The sequence below is a fragment of the Dermabacter hominis NBRC 106157 genome (genome assembly GCF_001570785.1).
In the GTDB taxonomy this organism is placed as follows: Bacteria; Actinomycetota; Actinomycetes; order Actinomycetales; family Dermabacteraceae; genus Dermabacter; species Dermabacter hominis.
The window spans coordinates 382,930-404,472 of the sequence record NZ_BCSI01000001.1; the positions used below are offsets into that span (position 1 = coordinate 382,930).

Below are 21,543 nucleotides of genomic sequence, written 5' to 3' on the forward strand. Positions count from 1 at the left end.
GGTTAGTTCGCGTGAAGGTCGGAGTTCAGCTCAACGCGCTTGTTCGAGCGCGAGACGGCCTCGACGGCGCCCGATTGCGAGTTACGGCGGAACAGGAGGCTTGGCACCCCGGAGAGGTCGCGAGCCTTGACGACAGAACGATTCTCGCCGTCGATGAGGGTGACCTTCGTGCCCGCGGTGACGTACAGCCCGGCCTCGACGATGCAGTCGTCGCCGAGGGCGATGCCGACGCCTGCTTCTGCTCCAACGAGCGAGCGCTCTCCGACGCTCACGCGCTCCGTCCCGCCGCCCGAAAGGGTGCCCATGGTCGAGGCGCCACCACCGATGTCGGAACCATCGCCCACGACGACGCCCTGCGAGATGCGCCCCTCAATCATCGAGGTGCCAAGGGTGCCCGCGTTGAAGTTCACGAAGCCCTCGTGCATGACGGTCGTGCCGCTCGCGAGGTGAGCGCCGAGGCGCAAACGATCGGCATCGCCGATGCGGACGCCGTCGGGAACCACGTAGTCGACCATGCGGGGGAATTTATCGATGGAGTAGACCGTCGGGCGCCGACCCTCACTGATGAGGCGCAGGCGCGTCTCTTCGAAGCCGTCCACGGCGCACGGACCTTCCGAGGTCCACACAACATTCGTGAGCGCGCCGAACAGACCGTCGAGGTTTTGCTCGTTCGGCTTTACGAGGCGGTGGGAGAGTAGATGGAGGCGCAAGTACGCATCGGAAGCGTCGCGCGGCGCCTCTGCCAGGGAAATGGCTCGTGTGACGACTTCCTGACGGGTGCCGCGTGCGGCATCGTCTCGCGCGGCCTTTGCGAGGGCGACGGCGAGGGGATGGTTGGCGAGGTCATCGGGGGCACTGCCCAGTTCAGGTGCGGGGTACCACGTGTCGAGGGTCGTCCCGTTGTCCGCGATGGTTGCGAGGCCGATGCCCCATGCGCTTTTGTTCTCAGTCATGGCTCACAGGCTATAGCGCGCCTCTTCGGATTTCGTTGGAGCGCGCCGAAAACCTCTACGCTTGTGTGCATGATGAACACGACACCGCTGCCCCTCGATGCGGGCCTGACCGAGCTCACGCGTGCAATCGTCGATACCGAGTCGGTTTCGGGTAACGAAACTCTCCTTGCCGACAGGGTCGAGGCGACGCTTCGTGCGTGCGAGCACCTCGAGGTCATTCGCGATGGCGACACCGTCATCGCGCGCACCCACCTCGGCCGCGCCGAGCGCGTCATTCTCGCCGGCCACCTCGATACCGTTCCCGTCGCCGGCAATCTTCCCTCGTGCGTGCAGGTCGTGGACGGACAGGAGCGGCTCATCGGCCGCGGTGCGTGCGACATGAAGGGGGGAGTCGCCGTGTTCCTTGCGCTCGCGTGCTCCCTCGCGTCGCCTCGTCACGATTTGACGTGGATCTTCTATGACCACGAGGAAGTCGAGGCAAGCCTCAATTCGCTTACGCGTATCGCGCGCGAGCGCCCCGAGCTTCTCGAAGCCGATTTTGCGATTCTCGGCGAGCCGTCGAACGGGGGAGTGGAGGCAGGCTGCAAAGGCACGATGCGGGTGCGGCTTACCGCGCGGGGAGTTGCAGCCCATTCGGGTCGCGCATGGATCGGAAAGAACGCGATCCACGCCCTTTCCGGTGCGCTGTCGCGGCTTGCGGACTATGAGCCGAAGGATGTGGAAATCGACGGTCTCCTGTACCGCGAATGCCTCAATGCGGTGGCAATCGAGGGCGGTATCGCAACGAACGTGATTCCCGACCGGGCCGCAATGCTCGTGAACTATCGCTTCGCGCCGAGCACGAGCGAAGCGGAGGCGCTCGCTCATATCGAAGAGGTGTTTGCTGGGCTCGACCTCGAGCTTGAGGTCACGGACTCCTCGGGCGGCGCGTTGCCCGGCCTCACACGGCCCGCGGCCCGGGACTTTCTCGCGGCCCTTGGCGACGGCGTGAGCGTGGAAGCGAAGCAGGGATGGACCGACGTGGCGCGCTTCAGTGCACTCGGCACGCCAGCCGTCAACTTTGGTCCGGGAGACCCGCTTCTGGCTCATACGGATGGGGAATACATTCCGACGGCTGCCCTCACCCACTGTTACAGGTCTCTTGAGCGGTTCCTGAGCTAACGTGGAAATCATGAAAAAGCTTCATCACGGCTCTTTGAGCGACTACCGAAAAGGCCCCGTGTTTCTCCGCGGTAAGCAGCGTCCCACCGAGACCACCGATCAGCGTCTCCTCCAAAACGCGGAGAAGGGCGATTGGGTTCACACGGATCCATGGCGAGTGATGCGCATTCAGTCGGAGTTCGTTGAGGGCTTCGGCGCGCTCGCCGAACTCGGGCCCGCTGTCGCCCTCTTCGGCAGTGCGCGCACCAAACCTGAGCATCCGCACTACGAGCTTGCACGCGAGGTGGCGAGGCGCATCGGTGAGATGGGCCTCGCGGTCATTACGGGCGGCGGTCCCGGAATCATGGAGGCCGGCAACCACGGCGCGGTTGATGCAGGAACAACGAGCGTGGGCCTTGGCATCGAGCTACCGTTTGAGCAGGGCATGAACGAATACGTCGAGCTCGGCGTGAACTTTCGCTACTTTTTCACGCGCAAAACCTGTTTCGTGAAGTACTCGCAGGCGTTCGTGGCCTTCCCGGGAGGCTTCGGCACATTCGATGAGCTTTTCGAGGCGCTGTGCCTCATCCAGACGCACAAGATCAAGAAGTTTCCGCTTATTCTCGTGGGCCGCGATTACTGGAGCGGGCTTGTCGCCTGGCTTGAGCAAACCGTCCAGGAAGAGTACGGCTACATTTCTCCCGGCGACACCGATCTCATCAATATCGTCGACACGGCCGACGAGGTTATCGAGGTCCTCAAGCGCGATATGAAGTAACCGCCTACCTCGCGCTTTCTATGCCCTCCCAGGAACCGGCGGATCAAAGTGAAAGAATAGGGACGATAGATCCATTGCCAGAGAAAGGGCGAACGATCATGGCAGCGATGAAGCCTCGTACAGGCGACGGCCCCCTCGAAGTGGCCGAAGAGAGCCGGAGCCTCATCATGCGAGTACCGCTCGAGGGCGGCGGTCGTCTCGTCGTAGAAATTTCGGCGGATGAGGCGCGTGAGCTGCGCGACGCCCTCAACACGGTTGTTCCCGCCTAACCTCATCTCCTGAATTGCCTAGAGGCTGTGGGGGTTATTCCCTCACAGCCTCGCCTTGACTGCTGTCAGCACCCCGTCGCCCGCGGGTGACAGCGCGAGCACGAGATTGTCTCGCTCCTTAAGGTCGGCCACGACCTCCCGAATGCGGGCCGTCTGCGAATCATTCGCAGACGAATCGCCGAGACGATCGTGGTGCATGACGTTCATAATGACCAGTGCCCCACCGAGGCGAATAATGTCGAGCGCCCCCTCCACGAGAGCGCCGAGCCTTGGCTCGCTCGCATTCACGACGATCATGTCGTAGGCGCCGCGCGTGAGACGCGTAAACACGTCGAGCGGCTGCGCGTTAATCGTGCGCACGCGCGCCTCTGGGATCTGGGCCTCGGCACAGGCTTTGCGCACGAGCCGCACGTTTTCCGGCTCAGGATCGATTGCGGTGAGGGTGGCGTCGGAACCCATCGCACTCGCGAGGTAGAGGCTGAGCGCACCCGCCCCAGCACCCACCTGCACGATCGCCCGTGCCCCGAGCATCGCGACGACGCTACGCGCGTGTGCGGCCGAGCCCGCAAGAACCGGCGCAAGGCCTATCGCACTGCCGCGCTCGCGCGCCCGCTCACACACCCCGGGGGCGGCAAACAGCCGCTCCTCATCGAGGAATTGCTCGCTGAGCGCCCAGCTCGCCAACTTGCCCGTTGCCATGTGCACTCTCCCTCTTTGCCGTGAATTTCGTGGCACTCAAGCTTAGGCCACGCCGCGCGAGTTTCCCACTTGTGCGTGCAATAATGGCGGAGCACCATTTTGAGCGGAACGAGACAAGGCAGGCACGTCGATGGGTTCAGATGTCTTCCTCACTTTTGGGGGATGGGAACTGCTCATCATCATCCTGCTCTTCACGATCCTGATCGGCCCGCAGCGCCTTCCCGAATACACCCGCAAGGTCATCCACTGGGTGCGCGATCTGCGTAAATGGGCGGATAACTCCCGTGCGTCGATCGAAGACGAAATGGGCATCGCCGTCGACGATCTCAAGAAGTACGACCCGCGCCAATACGATCCGCGCAAAATCATTCGCGATGCGTGGGATTCGACCGGCCTCGAGGACGACGTCAACGACTTCCGCAGCGCCGTCAAGAGTTCCGCAGGCGCCACATCGGCAGCGGTGGCGAGTGTCGGCGCGGCAGCGAAAGGCTCCGGCAGCGCGGCTGGTTCCAAGGCGGCCCAGGAGCCCGAAGGGACCCCGTTCGACCCCGAGGCAACCTGAGCCTACGCCGAACCGTACGAGGCGTGCTACGCGAGCGAGAGCGGGAGTTTCCGGCCCGAAAGACCACGCGGTTTCGCGAGCTGCTCAGCGATGCGCATAAACGCGAGGTACGCCTCGCTCGAGGACTCTAAGGCGGTGTGAGGCCGGCCGGCGTCGGACCCTTCGCGCACGCTTTGCGCGAGCGGAACCTGCCCGAGGAGCGGAACGTCCGCGCCCTGATCCTCGCTTAGCTGGGCGGCGACGCGCTCGCCGCCGCCGCTACCGAAAATCTCGAGGCGCTCACCGTGATCGGTGCTCAACCAACTCATGTTCTCGATCACCCCGATGATCGTCTGTTCCGTGGAACGGGCGAGAGAGCCGATGCGCGAAGCGACGCCGCTCGCGGCTGAGTCGGGAGTCGTCACGACGAGAAGCTCCGCGCTAGGCAGCACCTGCGCGACCGAAATAGCGACATCGCCGGTTCCCGGCGGGAGATCGAGAAGCAGAAAATCGAGATCGCCCCAGAACACGTCCGTCGCAAACTGCTCGATCGCGCGATGCATTTTCGGGCCGCGCCACACGACCGCCTGATGCTCGGGCACGAAAACGCCGATCGACATGACCTTGACACCGTGGGCGATGGGCGGCATGAGAAGGTCATTCACGCGGGTTGGCTGGGTGCTCACCCCAAACATTCCGGGCATCGAAAAACCGTGAATGTCGGCGTCAAGGACACCCACGCTATAGCCGAGGCGAGTGAGGGCGAGGGCGAGGTTAGCCGTCACCGTGGACTTTCCGACGCCTCCCTTGCCCGAACTGATCGCTATCACTCGCGTGAGAGATCCGGGCTTATTGAAGGGAACTTCGCGGCGCCTTTTGCGAAGATCCTCGACGAGGGCACGGCGCTGTTCCTCGCTCATCGTCCCCGACGTCACGCGCACTTCCGTGAGGCCCGAAACGTGAGACGCAGCCTCGGCGGCCTCTTTCTCGATTCGGGAGCGCATGGGGCATCCCTCGACCGTCATCACGAGGTGGATGAGAGCCACCCCCTCAGATGTGACCTCAACAGAGCTGACCATGCCAACATCGGTGATGGGGCGGCCGAGGTCGGGGTCGATCACGCGCGTGAGCGCGGAACGAACCTGCGAGGCAAGGTCAGTGCTCACGGGGCCTCACTAAGCTGCATCGTTGCGCATCTGCTCGAGTTCCTCGCGGAGCACCGCGCGAATGTCCTCGCGCAGGAGCGAGCGCAAATGCGCGTGATCGCGTGCGGGTTCGATCGGTTCGGCGCCATCCTCGGTTTCCGCGGCCGGTGAGGGATCGTCGTCGCCAGCCTGAAGCTCCTCGAGGAGGTCTCGAAGCTCGCCGCGCACGTAGTCGCGGGTGGCCACATCCGCCATCGCGATGCGCAAGCTCGCGATTTCACGCGTGATGAATTCCGTGGTCGCGTGGGCTTTTTCGTTCGACTGACGATCCTGCTCGGCCTGCACGCGGTCGCGGTCGGCCTGGCGGTTGTCCGAAAGGAGCAGAAGAGGAGCGGCATACGACGCCTGGAGCGAGAGAATCAGGGTGAGAAGCGTGAAGTTGAGCGCGCGGGGGTCGAACTGAATCGTCTCGGGAAGGAACGTGTTCCACCCGAGCCACACGCCACAGAAAATCGTCATGCCCACGAGGAACGCGGGCGTACCCATGAATCGCGCAATCGCCTCGGCCATGCGGCCGAAACCATCATTTTTGTCGTCCTTCGGGCGGCGCCTCGAAAACATGCGCCACAGCCCGCGCCTCTTGCGCGCGGGATCGTCGAGCTGGGGGCGCTTCTTCTTGCCGCGTGCCATCTAGCTCACCCCTCCTGGTCCGAAATTGCCCTCGCGATCCCCGTGAGGTCGATCTGCCCCGTCGTCGTTGCGACGGGCTCATCGCTCTCTCGCCAATCCTCTGGAAGAACGTGGTCGAGGACGTCATCGACCGTGACGGCACCGAGAAGGTGGGAATCCTTATCGACCACGGGAAGCGACACAAGATTGTACGTCGCCATTTCGCGAGTCACGTCATGGAGATGGCTCGTAGGGGCCATCGTCACCTGATCCTGATCGATGATCTCGCCAACGGGGCGCTCGGGACGTTCGCGAAGCAAATGCTGGAAGTGCACGCCCCCGAGGAGCTTGCCCGTGGGCGTCTCGAGCGGCTGGCGGCACACGTACACCATTGACGCGAGCGCGGGGGAGATCTCCTCGCGAGATATGAGAGCGAGGCAGTGCGCGACCGGGGTCTCGGGGGCGACGATCAGCGGCTCGGTCGTCATGAGCCCGCCGGCCGTGTATTCGTCGTAGGCGAGCAGGCGGCGCACGTCTTCGGCCTCCTCCGGCTCCATGCGCGTAAGGAGATCCTGGCCCATGGGTTCGGGAAGCTCCTGGAGGAGGTCCGCAGCGTCATCCGGGTCCATCGCATCGAGGATATCCGCGGCGCGCTCTGATTCGAGTCCCTGCATGAGCTCAACGCGGATGTCCTCGGGAAGTTCCTCGAGGACCCATCCGAGGCGCTCGTTTGAAAGGTCACGCACGATATCGGCGCGGCGTTTCGGCTCCATCTCCTGGATGAGATCCGCGAGGTCAGCGGGCTTGAGGTCCGAATACGAGGCCAGCAGAATCTGCGCGGACTGCTCCGCCTGAGTCCCGAAGAGGCCATTGACCTCCTCAACACCGACCGTGAGCGTCTCATTGCGGCCCACGAGCTTCGAAAACGCGTTCTTAGCCTTCGACCGGCGCACGTGGAGCCTCGTGATCTCCCATTCCTTAGAGATCTGGTCCTGCTCGAGCGCGACATCTTCAACGAACGCGTCGCCCGTTCCGTCAACGAGGTTCACCTTGCGGTCAAGCAGATCACCCACCGCGAGAATCTCGCTCTTGCGCATTTCGAAGCGGCGAAGGTTGAGAGAACCGTCGGAAATGACCTGGCCGGTCGAGATCGACGTGACCTTCGTGATCGGCAAGAAAATGCGCTTCTTCCCGGGCACCTCGATGACGAGCCCCACCGCGCGCGCCGTGTGGGTCTCTTGCGGAATCAGAACGACATCGCGGACCTTGCCGATGCGGTCACCGAGCGGGTCGAAAAGCCCGGTGCCCGCGAGGCGCGCGGCAAAGAAGCGCTCGTGCGGGCTCACTTGAGCAACTCCGCCATCCAAGCCTCGATCGCGTCGATCTCGCGGGGAAGCTCGCGCGAGAGGTTCTCGACGCCGTCCTTCGTCACGAGAACGTCGTCCTCGATGCGCACACCGATGCCGCGCAGCTCTTCGGGAACGAGGAGGTCGTTCTCCTTGAAGTACAGGCCCGGCTCGATCGTGAACACCATGCCCTCCTCGAGGGTGGCATCGAGGTACATTTCGCGGCGTGCCTGGGCGCAGTCGTGAACATCCATGCCGAGGTGGTGGCTCGTGCCGTGCACCATCCAGCGGCGGTGATACTGGCCCTCGGGCTTGAGGGACTCCTCGGCGCTCACGGGAAGCAAGCCCCACTGATCGAGGCGGTCCGCGATAACCTCCATCGCGGTCGCGTGCAGGTCGCGGAACTTCATCCCGGGCTTCGCCGCGGCAAACACGGCATCGGCAGCATCGAGAACGGCCTGGTAGACCTTCTTCTGCGGCTCCGTGAAGGTGCCCGTCACGGGGAGCGTGCGCGTGACATCCGCGGTGTAGAGCGAATCGACTTCACAACCTGCGTCGATGAGGATCAGGTCGCCTTCCTTGACGGCGCCGTTGTTTCGCACCCAGTGAAGCGTGCACGCATTCGGGCCGGAGGCAGCGATCGTGTCGTAGCCGACGCCGTTGCCATCGGCGCGCGCCGTACGGTTGAAGACCGTCTCCACGACGCGCTCACCGCGCTCGTGGGCGATGGCCTCCGGGAAGTTCCGCACGACCTCGTGGAAACCCTTGATGGTCGTCGCGACAGCGGCGCGCATCTGCTCGATTTCCCATGCGTCCTTGACAACGCGGGACTCAGACGCGCTCTGCTCGAGGAGCGAATTGACCGTGCGGGCCTTTTGCCCGCCTTCGAGGCCGTTTTGCTCGCGGATTTCGGCGACGAGCGCATCGATGCGTTCATCGACTCCTTCGATGACAGCGAGGTCGAGGTTGTCGCCAAGGTCCTTTGCAAGCGCGTCGCGCAGCTCGTCGATGTGGCGGCACGGCACGCCGATCTGCTCCTCGACTTCCTCGAGGGTGGGGCGGCGACCGACCCACATTTCGCCGTAGCGAGAATCCGCGAAGAACTCGTTGGTCTCCGGGCCCGAACGCGGTTTGAAGAAGTACGTGGCCTGACTCTTGCGGGGATCCTCGGCGTCGGGCTCGACGACGAACACCGAATCGGGCTCCTCATCGGTGCCGAGGCCCGAATAGTACGCAAACGCCGTGTGGGGGCGGAACTGGTAGTCGCAATCGTTGCTGCGGACCTTGAGGCCCCCGGCGGGAAGCACCATTCGAGTTGCGGGCACCGTCTCGACGAGAGAGTCGCGCCTTGCGGGCGTGAAATCGGCAACGGCACGGCGGCCTGCCGGCGGGAGCGTCTCATCCCACCCTTTGGTGAGGAAGCTAAGAAAAGCCTCGCTCGTGGGGCGCTGGCTGCGGGTATCGCCCCTCGACTTCAGATCGTCGGTGGTCTCGGGGGCGCTGGACTTTGAATTATTGATCTCACTCACCCTTCGATATTCTCACGGGGGAGCGCCAAGAGCCACCCGGGCCGGCCAAGAAGAGGTGTGAGAGGAGGAACGATGAGCCTCATCGATCTTCATACCCATTCGGCGGTATCGGATGGCACAGAGCCGCCTGCGGCCGTCATCGAACAGGCGCGTCGCGCGGGAGTCGACGTCATCGCCCTCACCGACCACGACACTGACCGCGGGATCGCTCAGGCCCGCGGGGCCGCGACAAGCGCTGGCCTCGGTTTCCTTCCCGGCATGGAAGTCTCCGCGAAGCTCCACGGCCGGAGCATCCACATCCTCGCCCTTGGTAATACTCCAGCTCCGGGCTCGGCATTCGCCGCCAAGCTCGACGAGGTGCGTGAGTCGCGAGAGCGACGCGCGCAGCGTATCGTCGAGCGGCTGAGCGAGGACTTCCCTATCACGTGGGAGGCGCTCCTTGATACTGAAAGCAGCCGCGATGTGAGCGTGGCAAGCGTCGGACGCCCCCACATCGCGGACGCCCTGACGCGCGCTGGCGTCGTGAGCGGCCGAGCTGAAGCCTTTGCGCACCTGCTCGCTCCCCACTCGCCCTACTACGTGCCCTACCGCGCCCTCGAAGCCGAAGACGCGATCGCGGGGATTCACGTGTCTGGAGCGCTTGCGGTAGGGGCGCACCTCATGACACGTACGCGCGGCAAGGGGCTCGATTCCGACGGATGCCAAGAACTCATCGAGTGCGGCCTCGACGGCCTCGAGATTTTCCACCGTGAGCACGGTGAGGCTGAGCGCGCAGCGCTTTCGGCGATCGCACGCGAGCACGATCTCATCGTCACGGGCGGAAGCGACTACCACGGAAGCGGAAAACCGAATCGCCTCGGCGAAAACACGACGAGCGAAGAGAACCTCGCGCGCATCCTCGCGGCGACGTCCGCAAGGCTGTGATGGGGATGTCAAGCACTCAGCGCGCTCGCCGTAGGGGCGATGCCCGTGAAGTTGCCCGAGCCATCGTCGGCAACCCACAAGCCTCGCTATTCGTGACCGTGGTGACCCTCGGGATTATCGCCGTGGCCCTCGCACTCACGTCGAGCGTGTGGATCGGCTGGGGGCCCAGCGCGTTCGTAGCCCCGCAGAACCTCGCTTGCCTTATCGCGAGTGTCGCAGGGGCACTCGTTTTCGCGTGGCGAAGCCTCGCTGAGCGCGCCGCGGACGAGGCGCGAGAGAAGTCCCACCAGCTTGAACGGGGAATGAGGGAACCGTCCCGGCGGCTCTCGCCCGGAATCGTCTTGGCAGCGATTCTCTGGGGTGCAGTCTTCACGCTCATTCCGACGCTCACAGTCCTCGCGCTGAGCCTCTTTCACTGGAGCGTTGGAGACGCGAAGGCGATCAACCCGCTCCTGTGGATTGTGTGGAGCATCGGTACATGGGCGTTCATATCGAGCCTTGCAATCGGCGGGGCCGTGCTCACGTTTGTCATCAACAATGCGTTAGCGGTGGGGATTGCGGGCGTCATCGCGTACCTCATCGGGTGGTGGACTCTTGTTTTCGGTGTATCGGCGTCAATTCCGGCCCTCGGCGGTTACATCGACACCCCGTGGTTCTTCTATGAGCCGACGCTCACAAGCGCGGGCCTACGTGCCATCCTTTGGCTTGGCGTGGGAATCATCATGCCCGCCATCGGCGAGCGCTCCCTCACGTGGGCGAGCGGGGGTGTGCTTGTTGCCGTGCTCGCACTCGCCGGGGGAATCTCCAACAACGGCCGCGTTCAGCCGGTCGAGACGGCTTTCGGGGCCAGCTGCGTGGGCGAGAACCCCAAGGTATGCACGCCCCGCCCGTTTGCGACCTCGCTTTCGACGCTCCAGGCGCAGCTGGCGCCGGGAGTGAACCTGCTGCCGAGCGACATGATTCCGAGCGTTGTCGGCACGCACCGCTTCGTTGAATCTGATGTGTCGACCGCGACGCTCCTCGTGGACCCGAGCGACCGTGAGGCACTGCCGTCCAATAGGCCGAATCTTCTCAACACGGTAGGCGCGCTTGGCATGAGCGAGTTCGTCGCGCCGTGCGGCGGTTTTTCGAAGGCGAGCGGCACAAACCTCGCGGCCTACCTCGCGTTTGTGAGTCTTGCGACGGACGGCGAAATCAACCTCAATAGGATCGGCGCTGCCCCCGATTCAATCGTGCCTGACACCGAAGCCGTGCGCGCGGCCCTTCCCGAAGCTCGAGAAAAGGCCGCGCTCAGTCCTAGCGAATTCACCGCATGGCTCGCGAGTAACCGCACCGAGATCACGAACTGCGGTTAATCGCGAGCGCCGAGGGCGGTTAATCGTTCCTACGCTCGACGACCTTGCCGTTGACACGACGCGTGCGCGAGCGGCGGCGGCGTTTACGCGGCGCCTTGTCGCCTTCGGCCTTCGTCTCGGAATCAACGGACTCGCCGCCTCGAGAAGAACCACCGCGGCGGTGGCCATTGCCGCGGCCACGGCCACGGCCCTCACCGCGACCTTTGCCGCGGCCGTTCGTGCCGCGACGCTTGCGCGAATCGGGGCCGCCGAGATCTTCGATCTCTTCGGCATCGAGGCCCGCGCGCGTCCGCTTGTCCTTCGGGAGGGTGCCCTTAGCGCCCTCGGGAATGTTGAGGTCGCTGAACAGGTGCGGCGAGGTGGAGTAGGTTTCGCGCGCTTCCGTTGACTCGAGGCCGAGTTGGCGGGCAATGAGCGCCCAGCGCGCGAGATCCTCCCAGTCCACGAACGTCACGGCGGTTCCGCGCTTACCCGCGCGGCCCGTGCGGCCCGTGCGGTGCAGGAAGGTTTTGTCGTCTTCCGGTGCGGTGTAGTTGATGACGTGGGTGACGTCATCGACGTCGATGCCGCGTGCGGCGACGTCGGTCGCGATAAGGACATCGACTTTGCCGGTCCGGAACGCGCGAAGCGCCTGCTCGCGCGCACCCTGGCCGAGATCTCCGTGAAGAGGGGCGGCCGCGAAGCCGCGTGCCTCGAGGTCGTGGGCGGTGCGGTCAGCCTCGCGCTTTGTGCGCGTGAAGACGATTGTGAGGCCACGGCCCTCAGCTTGGAGGATCCGCGCGAGAACCTCGATCTTGTCGAGCTGGTGTGCACGGTAGACAACCTGGGTGATGTCCGCCTTGGTGCGGGCAGTATCCCCGGGATCGTGGGCACGGATGTGGGTCGGCTGGGTCATAAAGCGGCGCGCAAGTGCCATGATCTGCGCGGGCATCGTGGCCGAGAAAAGCATGGTCTGGCGCTTCGCGGGCACGGCCTTGAGGATTTTCTCGACGTCCTCGAGAAAGCCGAGGTCGAGCATCTCATCAGCTTCGTCGAGAACAGCGACCTTCACGTGGGAAAGGTCGAGATACTTCTGGCGCATGAGGTCGATGAGCCGGCCAGGTGTGCCCACGACGATGTCGACGCCCTTGTTGAGCGCCTCAATCTGAGGTTCGTAGGAGCGGCCACCGTAGAGGGTGAGGACCCGAACGCCGCCGCGCTTGCCGGCGGCCTGGATATCGGTGCTGACCTGGACGGCGAGCTCGCGGGTCGGGACCACGATGAGGGCCTGCGGTTTACCGAATGCCGGATCGGTTTCGGCGACGTTAGGGTCGACGGCTTCGAGTGCGGGGATCCCGAAGCCGAGGGTCTTTCCAGTGCCGGTCTTGGCCTGGCCAATGATGTCCCGGCCCCTAAGAGCGATCGGGAGGGTCATGGCCTGGATCGGGAAGGGAGTGGTGATGCCTTTATCGGCGAGCGAGGAGACGATCTCCTCACTCACGCCGAAATCGGCAAAGGTCTGGTTGTCAGTCACGTTCGGGGTCTACTTTCCGTTAGCCCAGGAAACCAACGCGGCGCGGCTCTTCGGTCGAGTACTCGACGTAGTTGATGCGCGCCCCGGGCACGAGAACCGTGCGGCCCTTGGTGTCTGTGACCGTGAGGAGTGAGCTCTCATTGATGGCCGTTTCCACGAGCGCGGTGAGGTCCGCTGCACTCATGTCGGTTTCGAGCGACAGTTCCCGCGACGAATGCGTGACGCCAATGCGAATTTCCATGGGGTGTCCTTTTCTCATGTGCGCACTGGGCGCACGGTTTGCGAGCCGCACACTCCGCACGAGTCTCGCTGAGAATGCTTCGAGATTCGGGGGCGCGGCAAAGGTGAGCGAGGCTTAGCGGCCTGACCGCTCAGCACACGCTCATGCAAGTGTATCGAGCGAAGAGCTGAAACCGTGCAGCGTTCGCTCAGAGCCCTACTCGGGGTTTTGCGTGAGTTTTTCGTCGCGAGGGTCGAACGCGCGAATCCCGCCTGTGAGCAGCAGTGCAAGTGAGGAAAGCATAGCCTCTCGGCGTTCCTCGGTGGCGCCGTCCGTTTCGCGCGCGATCGCTTGCACGGACGTGACGAAGGTGCGACCAACGACAATGGCTTCCTCGGGGGAGAGGTCTCGCGCGCGGGCGAGGAGTGTCCCGACGGATTCGGCTGCACGCGACGTCGCACGGGTAACCTCCTCCTGTACGCTCTCGGTCACGTACTCGCTGCCGAAGAAGAGCTTCAGCATGTTCGAGTTCTCATCGAACACTCCAAAAAACACGTCGATGCCCTCACGGACTCGGTCGTAGGTCGTAGCGCCTTCGAAGGCGAAGCCGTCGATGCGCTCCCGAAGCACCTCGCCAACCTGCTGGATCACGGAGATGTAGAGGTCCTCTTTGGAGCTGAAATGCTGGTACAGCACGGGCTTTGTGACACCGGCGGCCTCGGCGATGTCGTCCATTGACGTGGGATGGTAGCCGCGCTCACCGAATTTAGACGTGGCAACACTGAGCAGCTGGGCACGGCGTTCTGCGCGAGGGAGGCGGCGGCGCATGGTGTCTCCTGGTGTTTCGGGTGGCGCTGGCGATCAACGCGGAAAAACATTGTCTGGGTAGTTTAATTGTCTCACCTCCATGGTGGGGTGATATTTCGCTGAGTGACTGAGTGACATGGTTTGGCCTAAAGCATTGGAGGGAAGCGGCATGCAGGAAAATCCTGCGGAGTTGCGGCTTGCCGCGCGCGATTCTGGCGCAATGCTCGCGGATTTTGCGCTGGTTACTGCGGGGCCAGCGCAAAAGCGTGCGCTCGAGTCGGTGGCGCAGGGGGTTCCGACGCTCGCCTACGGCCCCCCGCGTAGCGGGAAATCCTCCCTGTGTGCCCACGCCGCGTGGGAGTCGATGCGCGCAGGTGTTGATCCGCGCGCCGTCGTTCTTCTCGCCCCCACGAGGGAACGTGCAGCGTTTCTTCGCGAGGAGCTCTCGAGGCGAGCGATGGCAGAACGCGCTTCGGGTGCGCAGCTTCATTTAGAGCTACCGACGGTCATGACCCCTCTCGCGTATGCTTTCGCGCTTGTGAGTGAAGAGGCGGCGCGTAATTCGCGTGCGCAGCCGAGTCTTGTCACGGGCGCTGATCAAGATGTGCTCCTCGAGGAGCTTCTTGCGCAGATACCCGCGCAGTGGCCCGAGTCGATTGATCCGGCAGCGATCCCACTCGCGGGTTTTCGCGCGGAACTTCGTGACCTTATGAACCGCTGCACCGAGCGGGGCCTCGGGCCCCTGCAGCTCGCCGAGCTCGGAAAGCAGTGCGGGCGCAAGGAGTGGACTGCAGCCGCACCGATCTTCGAGGCCTATCTTGATTCGCTTGCGCTCGAGGGAAGCATGGCGATCGAAGCGGGCGCGCGCCTTGATTTGGGGGTTCTGGTCGATCGCGCGTGCGCGGTGATCGAGAACGCTGAGGCGCTGGAGTTTCTCGCTATTGACGACGCCCAGGACTTCACCGCGAGCGGGGTGCGTATCGTCACGGCGCTCGCGGCCCGCTCCGGACGTTGCCTCGTGACCTCGAACCCGGATGCGACTGTTGAGGGCTTTCGTGGTGGCATGGCCGATGCGGCATCGCGGGTGGCGAGTGCGCTCGCCTCTGACTCGCGTTCGTGTGCTGTAGTCACGCTCGAGCAGAGCTACGCTCAGGAACCGGCCCTTTCGCGCGTGGTTGCAGCACTCGCCTCACACCTTCCGCTCGAGGGCGCTCCGACTGCGCTGAGGAAGCTCACTCATGAGGAAGGCGTGGCTGATTCTTTCGCGCTCGCGACCGCTTCGAGTGACGAGGCAGAAGCCCGTGATATCGCGACGGCGATTCGGCTCCTCGCGGCCGTTCACGGCGTGTCCCGTGACGATATCGCCGTCGTATGCCGTTCGGCGTCGGCCGCGCGGGCCCTCGCGGAGCGGCTGTCACGAGTCGGGATTGACGCCGAAGCGACGCTTCGCGCTACCGCTCTTCGCGAGGAGCCGGTGATCCGTGACCTTTTCACGATCCTTGCGTGGGCACTCGGAATCGAGCAGTTACGCGACGAGCGCCTCGTCGAGATCCTCCGCGGGCCGTGGGGCGGAATCGACGACGGCATGGTGCGAGAGCTGCGGCGCTGGGCCCTCTCGCACAGTGCGCACACGCGCGGCGACGCCGCGATCCTCTCGATCCTCAACGATGCGGAAGTTGCGCTACCGGCGCCAGCAGGTGGCGCTGTCGAGCCAGAAAGCGGCCGAGAACGCTACCTTCGTGCGGTGACGGCTCCGCTTCGGCGACTTCGCCGAATGCGCGACGCGATCGTTTCCGCGCGCGATTCAGGGATTCTCCCGCTCTTGTGGGCGGCGTGGGAGGCTTCGCACTTTGCCACGCGGTGGCAGAACGAGGCGATTGCCGTGACTGCGAGCGTGCAGGCGCGCTCGCGCGCGCAGCTCGCCAACGCTCGCCTCGATGCGCTCGGCGCGCTTTTTACTGCGGCCGACCGCTACGAAGAGCGACGCGGAGGCGACGACATCGAGGTGTTCATGTCGCACATCGAGGCCCAAGCCGTGCCGGAGGACTCCCTCAGTGCACGCGGGCGGGTGAGCGGTATCGTGCGCGTACTCACGCCCGCAGCCGTTGCGGGAGAGAGCTTCGATACCGTGATTCTCGCGGGTCTCAACGAGGGGGCCTGGCCGAATCTCCGCCTCCGCTCGGGGGTGCTCGGCGCCGCCGATCTGGCACTCTTTGTCGACCGGCCCGGGCCCACGCCCAATCGAGCGGAACTTCGGGCGATGAGGCGAAACGCGAACCTCCACGACGAGATTCGCCTCGCGGTAGCGGCACTTTCACGTGCACGAAGCCGCGTTCTCGTGACCGCCGTTGAAAACGATGAATCGGCGCCCTCGGGCTTGTTTCGCGTGCTCGAAAGCGCCGTGCAGTGCGAGGTAGTGCCGTGTGGCTGGGTAGCGTCGGCCCTCCACAGCGCAAATCCCGGGCCCTTTCCCGAATCTCGCCAACTCGTTTCCGCGCTCTCGCGCGCCCTCGCATCCGAGAGTGCGGACCCTAGCCACCTCGCAGGCCTCCTCGCAGCTCTTGAGCGGGAGGGGATCGAAAGCGCAAGCCCCGAGAACTGGTATCACCAGCCGCTCACCCGCACCGACCCCCCGTTCCCCTCGGGTAGCACCCTCGCGCTTTCCCCGTCGAGTCTCGCGACTGCCGCGCAATGCCCGCGTGCGTTTCTCCTCGAAAGCGCGGGCGCCCGGACAAGCGGCGGAACCGCTCAGGAGGTGGGCACTCTCATCCACGCTCTCGCGGAAGCCCACCCCAGGGCGGGTGTGGCCGAACTCGTTGCTGAATTTGCGAAGCGCGCACCCGAGGGCGAGGAGGCCGAACAGAACTGGCGCACGCGCGCCGAACGCGCTCGAATCGTGCAGATGCTCGAAAAGCTCGGGGCCTACCAGAGTGCGCATCCGGACGTCGCAGCGGTCGAGAAGGGTTTTTCCGTTCCGCTTGGTGACACGGTCGATATTCGCGGCTCCATCGACAGGATTGAGCGTGAAGCGGGTGGCCTCAGGGTCGTGGATTACAAGACGGGTAAGTCTGCACAGTCGAAAGCCCAGGCAGAACGCGACCCTCAGCTGGCCGCCTACCAATACGCGCTGGCGCACATGGAAAGTGACGAGCCCGTTGTCGGGGCGAGCCTCGTCTACGTCGGCACGGACGCGAAGTCGAGTGCCCTGCGGCACCAGGCGCCGCTCGGGGAGGGGGATGATCCCGACTGGTTCGAGAACCTCGTTCGGGAGATCGACGCGCGACTGCGCTCGGCGCGCGTGAATCTCGTGCGCAACCCCCACTGCAAGGTGTGCCCCGTCAAGCGTTCATGCCCGTTGTTTCAGGAGGAGATGTGACGAAAGTGCGCCTGGGCGCGCGCGAGGTGGCGCGCCTTCTCGGCCAGCCCGAGCCGACGCCCGAACAGGTGGCCGTCATTGAATCTCCTCTCGCCCCCGCGCTCGTTGTTGCTGGCGCGGGAAGCGGCAAAACCGAGACGATGTCGGCGAGAGTCGTATGGCTGATCGCAAACGGCCTTGTCGAACCGCGCCACGTGCTTGGACTGACGTTCACGAAGAAAGCGGCGCACGAGCTCGCCGAGCGCATCGATCGGCGACTCTCGAGTCTTGCGTCCGCCATGCGTTCGGCGGGAATCGAGCTGCCCTCGACGCTTGCGGCGAGCACCGTTCACCTCGGTGGCCAGTCGCCGCGCGTGGCGACCTACAACGGTTTTGCGCTCGATCTTGTGCATGAGCACGCGCTGCGGATCGGCATTGACCCAGACTTCACGGTGCTCCCGCCCGCAGCGGCGTGGCAGATCGCTTACGATCTCGTCGAATCATGGCAGGGGGAACTTCCCTTCGATCATTCGAGCGGGTCCGTGGCTTCGGCGGTGCTCTCGCTTTCGGGGGCGCTCAGCGATCACCTTCGCACTGCGCGGGACCTCGATGAGTATCTTCGACAGATCGAAGTCGAGACGATGAACCTCCCGCTTCAAAGCGATGGAGGGAGGAAACGCACCTCTCCAGCGAGCGTCAAGAGGCTGTGGCGCGTTCTCGAGCAACGACGAGCCCTCGTGCCGCTCCTCGAAGCATTTGCTCGCGAGAAGCGCGAGCGAGGTGCGATCGACTTTTCCGATCAGGTGAGCTTCGCCGCCGCTATTGCGGAGGCGAGCAGTGAGGTGCGAGAGGACGCACGCACCCAGCACCGCGTGGTTCTTCTCGACGAATTCCAGGACACCTCGGTCGCACAGCTCGACCTGCTCGCGTCACTTTTCGGCACCGGGCACGCGACGTGTGCCGTGGGGGATCCGAACCAGGCGATCTACGGGTGGCGCGGTGCCTCGGCTGCGTCACTGTCCGCGTTCGTGGAGAGGTGGGGGAGCGAGGACACACCAGTACGCCAATACACGCTCAGCACCTCGTGGCGCAACGACGCGGCCCTGCTCAAGGGGGCAAACGCGATCAGCGCCCCGCTCGCGGGCAGCACGGCCGGGGTGAAGGTTCCGACGCTTGCCCCGCGACCCGGCGCAGGCCCGGGCTCGATCACCGTCGCCGCACACGCGACAGAGTTCGACGAGGCCCGCGCCATCGCCGAGTGGATCCGCGAAATCCGTGCCGCCCATGAAGCCGAGAGCGAAGCGCTCGACGAGGCGCCAGCGAGCGCGGCGGTCCTCGTGCGTTCGCGCGCGCGGATCCCGGTTCTGCAAACCGCGCTTGAAAACGCAGGGCTCAGCGTGAGCGTCGCGGGCGGCGATTCACTCCTCGCTCAGCGCGAAGTGAGCGATGTACGCGCGCTGCTCGAAGTCGTGAACGATGCCTCGCGCTCCGATGCGCTCGTTGAGCTGCTCGAAGGGCCGCGCTTCCGCTTCGCGCCGGCGGATATCGCCGTGCTCGGTGAGTGGCGACGTGTGCTCGAACGCAGTGATGGGGCGCGGGCAGCCCGCATTGATCCGGCTGCGGCCTTCACGCTCGTCGATGCCATTACCTCGCCGCCCCCGGTTGATTTCGTGAGCCCTGCGGGCCAGCGCCTCAGCATGCCTGCCCGCGAACGACTCGCCAGGCTCGCGCAAATCGTGAGGGAGGTGCGCGGCGCCCAGGGGCTCGATATTCCAGACCTCGTGACGGTCGCCGTGCGGGCCCTCGGCATCGATATCGCGCTCGAATCAGATCCGGATAGGGACGTGTCACACGCGCTCGCGAACATCGAGCGGCTTCGTGCGCAAGCGGCAAGTTACGCCCGCACAGCCACAGCCCCGAGTCTCTCGGCGTTTCTCGCGCATCTCGACGTGTCCGAGGCCGAGGAGCGCGGCCTAGAGGCCGCGCCCACCCGCCCACGCGACTCGAGCGCCGTCGTGATCTCGACCATTCACGCCGCGAAAGGCCTCGAATGGGATCACGTGGCGATTGCCTCCCTCACCGAGGGGACCTTCCCCTCCTATACGAGCCAGAGTGCAGCAAAACCGGAGGGCGCGCGTGAGTATCCCGCGCCGAGGGAGCCCGGGTGGATCAACGAACTTTCTCTCGCCACGATCCCCGTCGAACTTCGCGGCGATAGCGAGATCCTCGCGGAGCTTCGCTGGGCAGAGGCAGAAACCCAGGTTGAACTCGACGAACTCTTCGAAGAGTTTCGTCTCGACAGTGGGAAAGAGAGTCTGCGAGAGGAGCGCCGCCTCATGTATGTTGCGCTCACACGTGCGAGAAAAAGCGCTCTGCTCACGTATTCGGCATGGGGCGAGGGAGTCTCAAAGCCGCGCCGCGCCTCTCGCTTCGCCGATGAGATTCGCGCGCTCGAGGGCGTCGCGGTCGTTGACGTGGAAGGTGAAGTCGGCGAGAAAAATCCGCTCGAATCCTCTCCGCGCCTCGCCGCATGGCCCGCGAAAGCCCACCCGCGAGAAGCAGCTGTTAAGGCGGCGGCAGCAGCCGTCGCGCTTGCGCGCGAGAGTGACGTGGATGCTCTCGCCACGCCCCAGTCTCGCCCCGACCTGGCGCGCTTCACCGAAGCCACCCGACACGTCATTGCGAGTCAGCGTGCCGAGCGTGAAGCACGGCGCGTGCGCCTCCCATCGCGCTTAAGCCCCTCGGATCTCGTGGCGCTCTCGGGCGCAAACGCCGATGAGCGAGTGAGAGAACTCGTGCGACCGATGCCGCGAAAACCCTCCGCGAGTGCGCGGCTCGGAACACGGTTTCACTCGTGGGTCGAGGAAACCCACGCTCACGGTGCCCTGCTCGATGTGGAGGAACTCTCCCTCGATCAGGATGACGATGACGTCCGCGAAAGCCTCCAGGAGCTCAAGGACAAGTTCGATCGTTCAGTGTTCGCCACGATGACTCCCCTCGCGCTCGAAGTTCCGGTTTCCCTCGCGCTTGAGGAGGCGTTTTTCTCCGGCGTGATCGATGCCGTGTACCCGAACCCGTCTGGTGAGGGGATATGGATCGTGGACTGGAAAACGGGCCGCGTCCCCTCAGGCGAGGAGCTCGCGCGCAAATCGCTTCAACTTTCCGTATACCGCCTCGCGTGGCACCAGAAGACCGGCCTGCCGCTCAACCAGATTGAGACCAAGTTCCACTACGTCCAAGCCGAACGCACGATCGACATCACGCGACACCCGAGCGAGGCGCAACTGAGCCGGATGCTCGCCGCGCTCGCGTAGCCAAGCGCCCGGGCTGAACGACGCTAGCGCTCGGGCGTGATCTCGGGGTCGTGAGAGGCAAGTTCATCGAACTCGTGCTCTGCTTCCCGGCGGGCAAGTTCGGCGAGGTCATCATCAACCTCGCGCAGCATTTCGAGGGCATCGGCAACGATTGACTGATCGTTGGTGTCGCTTCCCGACAGTAGCCACTCGAGAACGGCGAACTCGCCGACGAGCTGGGTGCGCTCCTGGAGGCGTGAATCCGGGCGCACATCGAGGTTCGCGCAATACGCCGTGAAGAACGCGTCGAACGCTTCCGGGTCGAGGCCGTGGAGCATCCACGTGAGATCACGAGCCGGATCAGCAACCTGCGCGTTTTCCCAGCCGGTAAAGCCAGAGATTTCGGTGCCCGTGGTGAGGGTCGTGTCCTCGTTCAAAGTGCCGTGGGTGAAACGTGGCGTGAACTGCCACAGTGAATCATCGGCAAGCAAGTGGGTCCATCGCTGTGCCACGGCCGAGGGGATCGGGTGACGGTCGCGGGCGCGCTCGACGCTCGCGCGGTAGTTCGAGCGGACCTCCTCCGCAGTGAATTCCTCGACTCCAGAGGCCTGGCACGCGGCTTTCGGAGTGTTGTGGATCGTCGCGATGGCGCGGCCGACGTTCGCGGCGAGCACGTGGTCGTGACTGACTTCATCAAGGTGCAGCGGGACGCCTTCGAGCGCGAGGGCGATGGCTGCGCGACCGCCCTCGGGGATCGACGCAAACCCCTGAGGCGCCTGCAGGTAAGGAGCGAGCTCGGTGCGCGAAAGCGCCTCGAGTACACCAATTTCTTTCGCGAGACGCGCGCCCGCAGTGGGGGTCGAGGGGGCGCTCACGACCCACAGTCGTTCCTGCGTGTCGCGCACGAGTGCAGACTCGATCTCCTCACCCTCTGGGGTGGTCGCGGAAGTGGCCACGGGGATCACACCTGGAATCCCGGCCGTGGCAAGGGCAGCCAGTGCATAGGA

18 protein-coding genes are annotated in these 21,543 nt (G+C 64.5%); 8 read left to right on the top strand and 10 right to left on the bottom strand.

Annotated features, from left to right (window positions below; all coding sequences use genetic code 11):
• Positions 1-2 precede the first annotated feature (2 nt).
• The gene (gene dapD, locus DEHOM01_RS01755; RefSeq protein WP_061211204.1) at positions 3-953 is read right to left on the bottom strand and encodes a 2,3,4,5-tetrahydropyridine-2,6-dicarboxylate N-succinyltransferase; all 951 of its coding nucleotides are present in this window, start codon (positions 951-953) and stop codon (positions 3-5) included.
• A gap of 69 nt (positions 954-1,022) precedes the next feature.
• Here dapD and dapE point away from each other — a divergent pair, with 69 nt between their 5' ends.
• The 3 genes from dapE to DEHOM01_RS09685 all read left to right on the top strand — a co-directional run bounded on the left by dapE (position 1,023) and on the right by DEHOM01_RS09685 (position 3,140).
• Positions 1,023-2,114 carry a succinyl-diaminopimelate desuccinylase gene (gene dapE, locus DEHOM01_RS01760; protein ID WP_061211205.1) on the top strand — a complete coding sequence of 364 codons (1,092 nt, stop codon included), beginning with the start codon at positions 1,023-1,025 and terminating at the stop codon, positions 2,112-2,114.
• Positions 2,115-2,124: 10 nt separating this feature from the next.
• A complete protein-coding gene (locus DEHOM01_RS01765) occupies positions 2,125-2,871 on the top strand; it encodes an LOG family protein (RefSeq protein ID WP_061211206.1) in 747 nt (248 codons plus the stop codon).
• A gap of 98 nt (positions 2,872-2,969) precedes the next feature.
• Complete coding sequence (locus DEHOM01_RS09685; protein WP_016664188.1) at positions 2,970-3,140, top strand: DUF3117 domain-containing protein; 171 nt, start codon at positions 2,970-2,972, stop codon at positions 3,138-3,140.
• 42 nt (positions 3,141-3,182) lie between these two features.
• Here the strand turns inward: DEHOM01_RS09685 and DEHOM01_RS01770 are convergent, their stop codons facing one another.
• Positions 3,183-3,839 (bottom strand): O-methyltransferase, encoded by a 657-nt coding sequence (locus DEHOM01_RS01770; protein WP_061211207.1) that lies wholly within the window; start codon positions 3,837-3,839, stop codon positions 3,183-3,185.
• Positions 3,840-3,969: 130 nt separating this feature from the next.
• On the opposite strand from DEHOM01_RS01770, the gene DEHOM01_RS01775 reads away from it, so the two are divergent.
• Complete coding sequence (locus DEHOM01_RS01775) at positions 3,970-4,401, top strand: twin-arginine translocase TatA/TatE family subunit (RefSeq protein WP_061211208.1); 432 nt, start codon at positions 3,970-3,972, stop codon at positions 4,399-4,401.
• A gap of 26 nt (positions 4,402-4,427) precedes the next feature.
• Here DEHOM01_RS01775 and DEHOM01_RS01780 read toward each other — a convergent pair whose 3' ends face one another.
• From DEHOM01_RS01780 to DEHOM01_RS01795, 4 genes are read right to left on the bottom strand one after another with little or no spacing between them, the layout of a single operon-like run.
• Positions 4,428-5,546 (bottom strand): Mrp/NBP35 family ATP-binding protein, encoded by a 1,119-nt coding sequence (locus tag DEHOM01_RS01780; protein ID WP_061211209.1) that lies wholly within the window; start codon positions 5,544-5,546, stop codon positions 4,428-4,430.
• Positions 5,547-5,555: 9 nt separating this feature from the next.
• Positions 5,556-6,215, bottom strand: a complete 660-nt coding sequence (locus DEHOM01_RS01785; RefSeq protein WP_061211210.1) for a DUF1003 domain-containing protein — start codon at positions 6,213-6,215, stop codon at positions 5,556-5,558.
• Positions 6,216-6,220: 5 nt separating this feature from the next.
• Positions 6,221-7,540, bottom strand: a complete 1,320-nt coding sequence (locus DEHOM01_RS01790) for a magnesium transporter MgtE N-terminal domain-containing protein (protein WP_061211211.1) — start codon at positions 7,538-7,540, stop codon at positions 6,221-6,223.
• The gene (locus DEHOM01_RS01795) at positions 7,537-9,069 is read right to left on the bottom strand and encodes an aminopeptidase P family protein (RefSeq protein WP_061211212.1); all 1,533 of its coding nucleotides are present in this window, start codon (positions 9,067-9,069) and stop codon (positions 7,537-7,539) included. The genes DEHOM01_RS01790 and DEHOM01_RS01795 overlap by 4 nt, the downstream gene beginning before the upstream one ends.
• Positions 9,070-9,141: 72 nt before the next feature.
• Here DEHOM01_RS01795 and DEHOM01_RS01800 point away from each other — a divergent pair, with 72 nt between their 5' ends.
• Positions 9,142-9,993 carry a PHP domain-containing protein gene (locus DEHOM01_RS01800; RefSeq protein WP_061211213.1) on the top strand — a complete coding sequence of 284 codons (852 nt, stop codon included), beginning with the start codon at positions 9,142-9,144 and terminating at the stop codon, positions 9,991-9,993.
• Positions 9,994-9,998: 5 nt separating this feature from the next.
• The gene (locus DEHOM01_RS01805) at positions 9,999-11,348 is read left to right on the top strand and encodes a CobD/CbiB family protein (protein WP_156468282.1); all 1,350 of its coding nucleotides are present in this window, start codon (positions 9,999-10,001) and stop codon (positions 11,346-11,348) included.
• A gap of 19 nt (positions 11,349-11,367) precedes the next feature.
• Here the strand turns inward: DEHOM01_RS01805 and DEHOM01_RS01810 are convergent, their stop codons facing one another.
• From DEHOM01_RS01810 to DEHOM01_RS01820, 3 genes are all read right to left on the bottom strand, one after another.
• Entirely contained in the window at positions 11,368-12,861 is a 1,494-nt protein-coding gene (locus tag DEHOM01_RS01810) for a DEAD/DEAH box helicase (protein WP_061211215.1), read from the bottom strand.
• A gap of 19 nt (positions 12,862-12,880) precedes the next feature.
• Complete coding sequence (locus tag DEHOM01_RS01815) at positions 12,881-13,102, bottom strand: DUF3107 domain-containing protein (RefSeq protein WP_016664198.1); 222 nt, start codon at positions 13,100-13,102, stop codon at positions 12,881-12,883.
• 195 nt (positions 13,103-13,297) lie between these two features.
• Complete coding sequence (locus tag DEHOM01_RS01820) at positions 13,298-13,909, bottom strand: TetR/AcrR family transcriptional regulator (protein ID WP_061211216.1); 612 nt, start codon at positions 13,907-13,909, stop codon at positions 13,298-13,300.
• Between the two features lie 148 nt (positions 13,910-14,057).
• Between DEHOM01_RS01820 and DEHOM01_RS01825 the strand changes: the two genes are divergently transcribed.
• Together DEHOM01_RS01825 and DEHOM01_RS01830 are read left to right on the top strand one after the other, a co-directional pair.
• On the top strand, positions 14,058-17,264 hold the full coding sequence (locus DEHOM01_RS01825) for a UrvD/REP family ATP-dependent DNA helicase (protein ID WP_061211217.1): 3,207 nt from the start codon (positions 14,058-14,060) through the stop codon (positions 17,262-17,264).
• Positions 17,261-20,557 carry an ATP-dependent helicase gene (locus DEHOM01_RS01830; RefSeq protein ID WP_245630631.1) on the top strand — a complete coding sequence of 1,099 codons (3,297 nt, stop codon included), beginning with the start codon at positions 17,261-17,263 and terminating at the stop codon, positions 20,555-20,557. Before DEHOM01_RS01825 ends, DEHOM01_RS01830 begins: the two co-directional genes overlap by 4 nt.
• Before the next feature lie 23 nt (positions 20,558-20,580).
• Here DEHOM01_RS01830 and DEHOM01_RS01835 read toward each other — a convergent pair whose 3' ends face one another.
• Positions 20,581-21,492, bottom strand: a complete 912-nt coding sequence (locus DEHOM01_RS01835) for a phosphotransferase (protein ID WP_061211219.1) — start codon at positions 21,490-21,492, stop codon at positions 20,581-20,583.
• Positions 21,493-21,543: the final 51 nt, after the last annotated feature.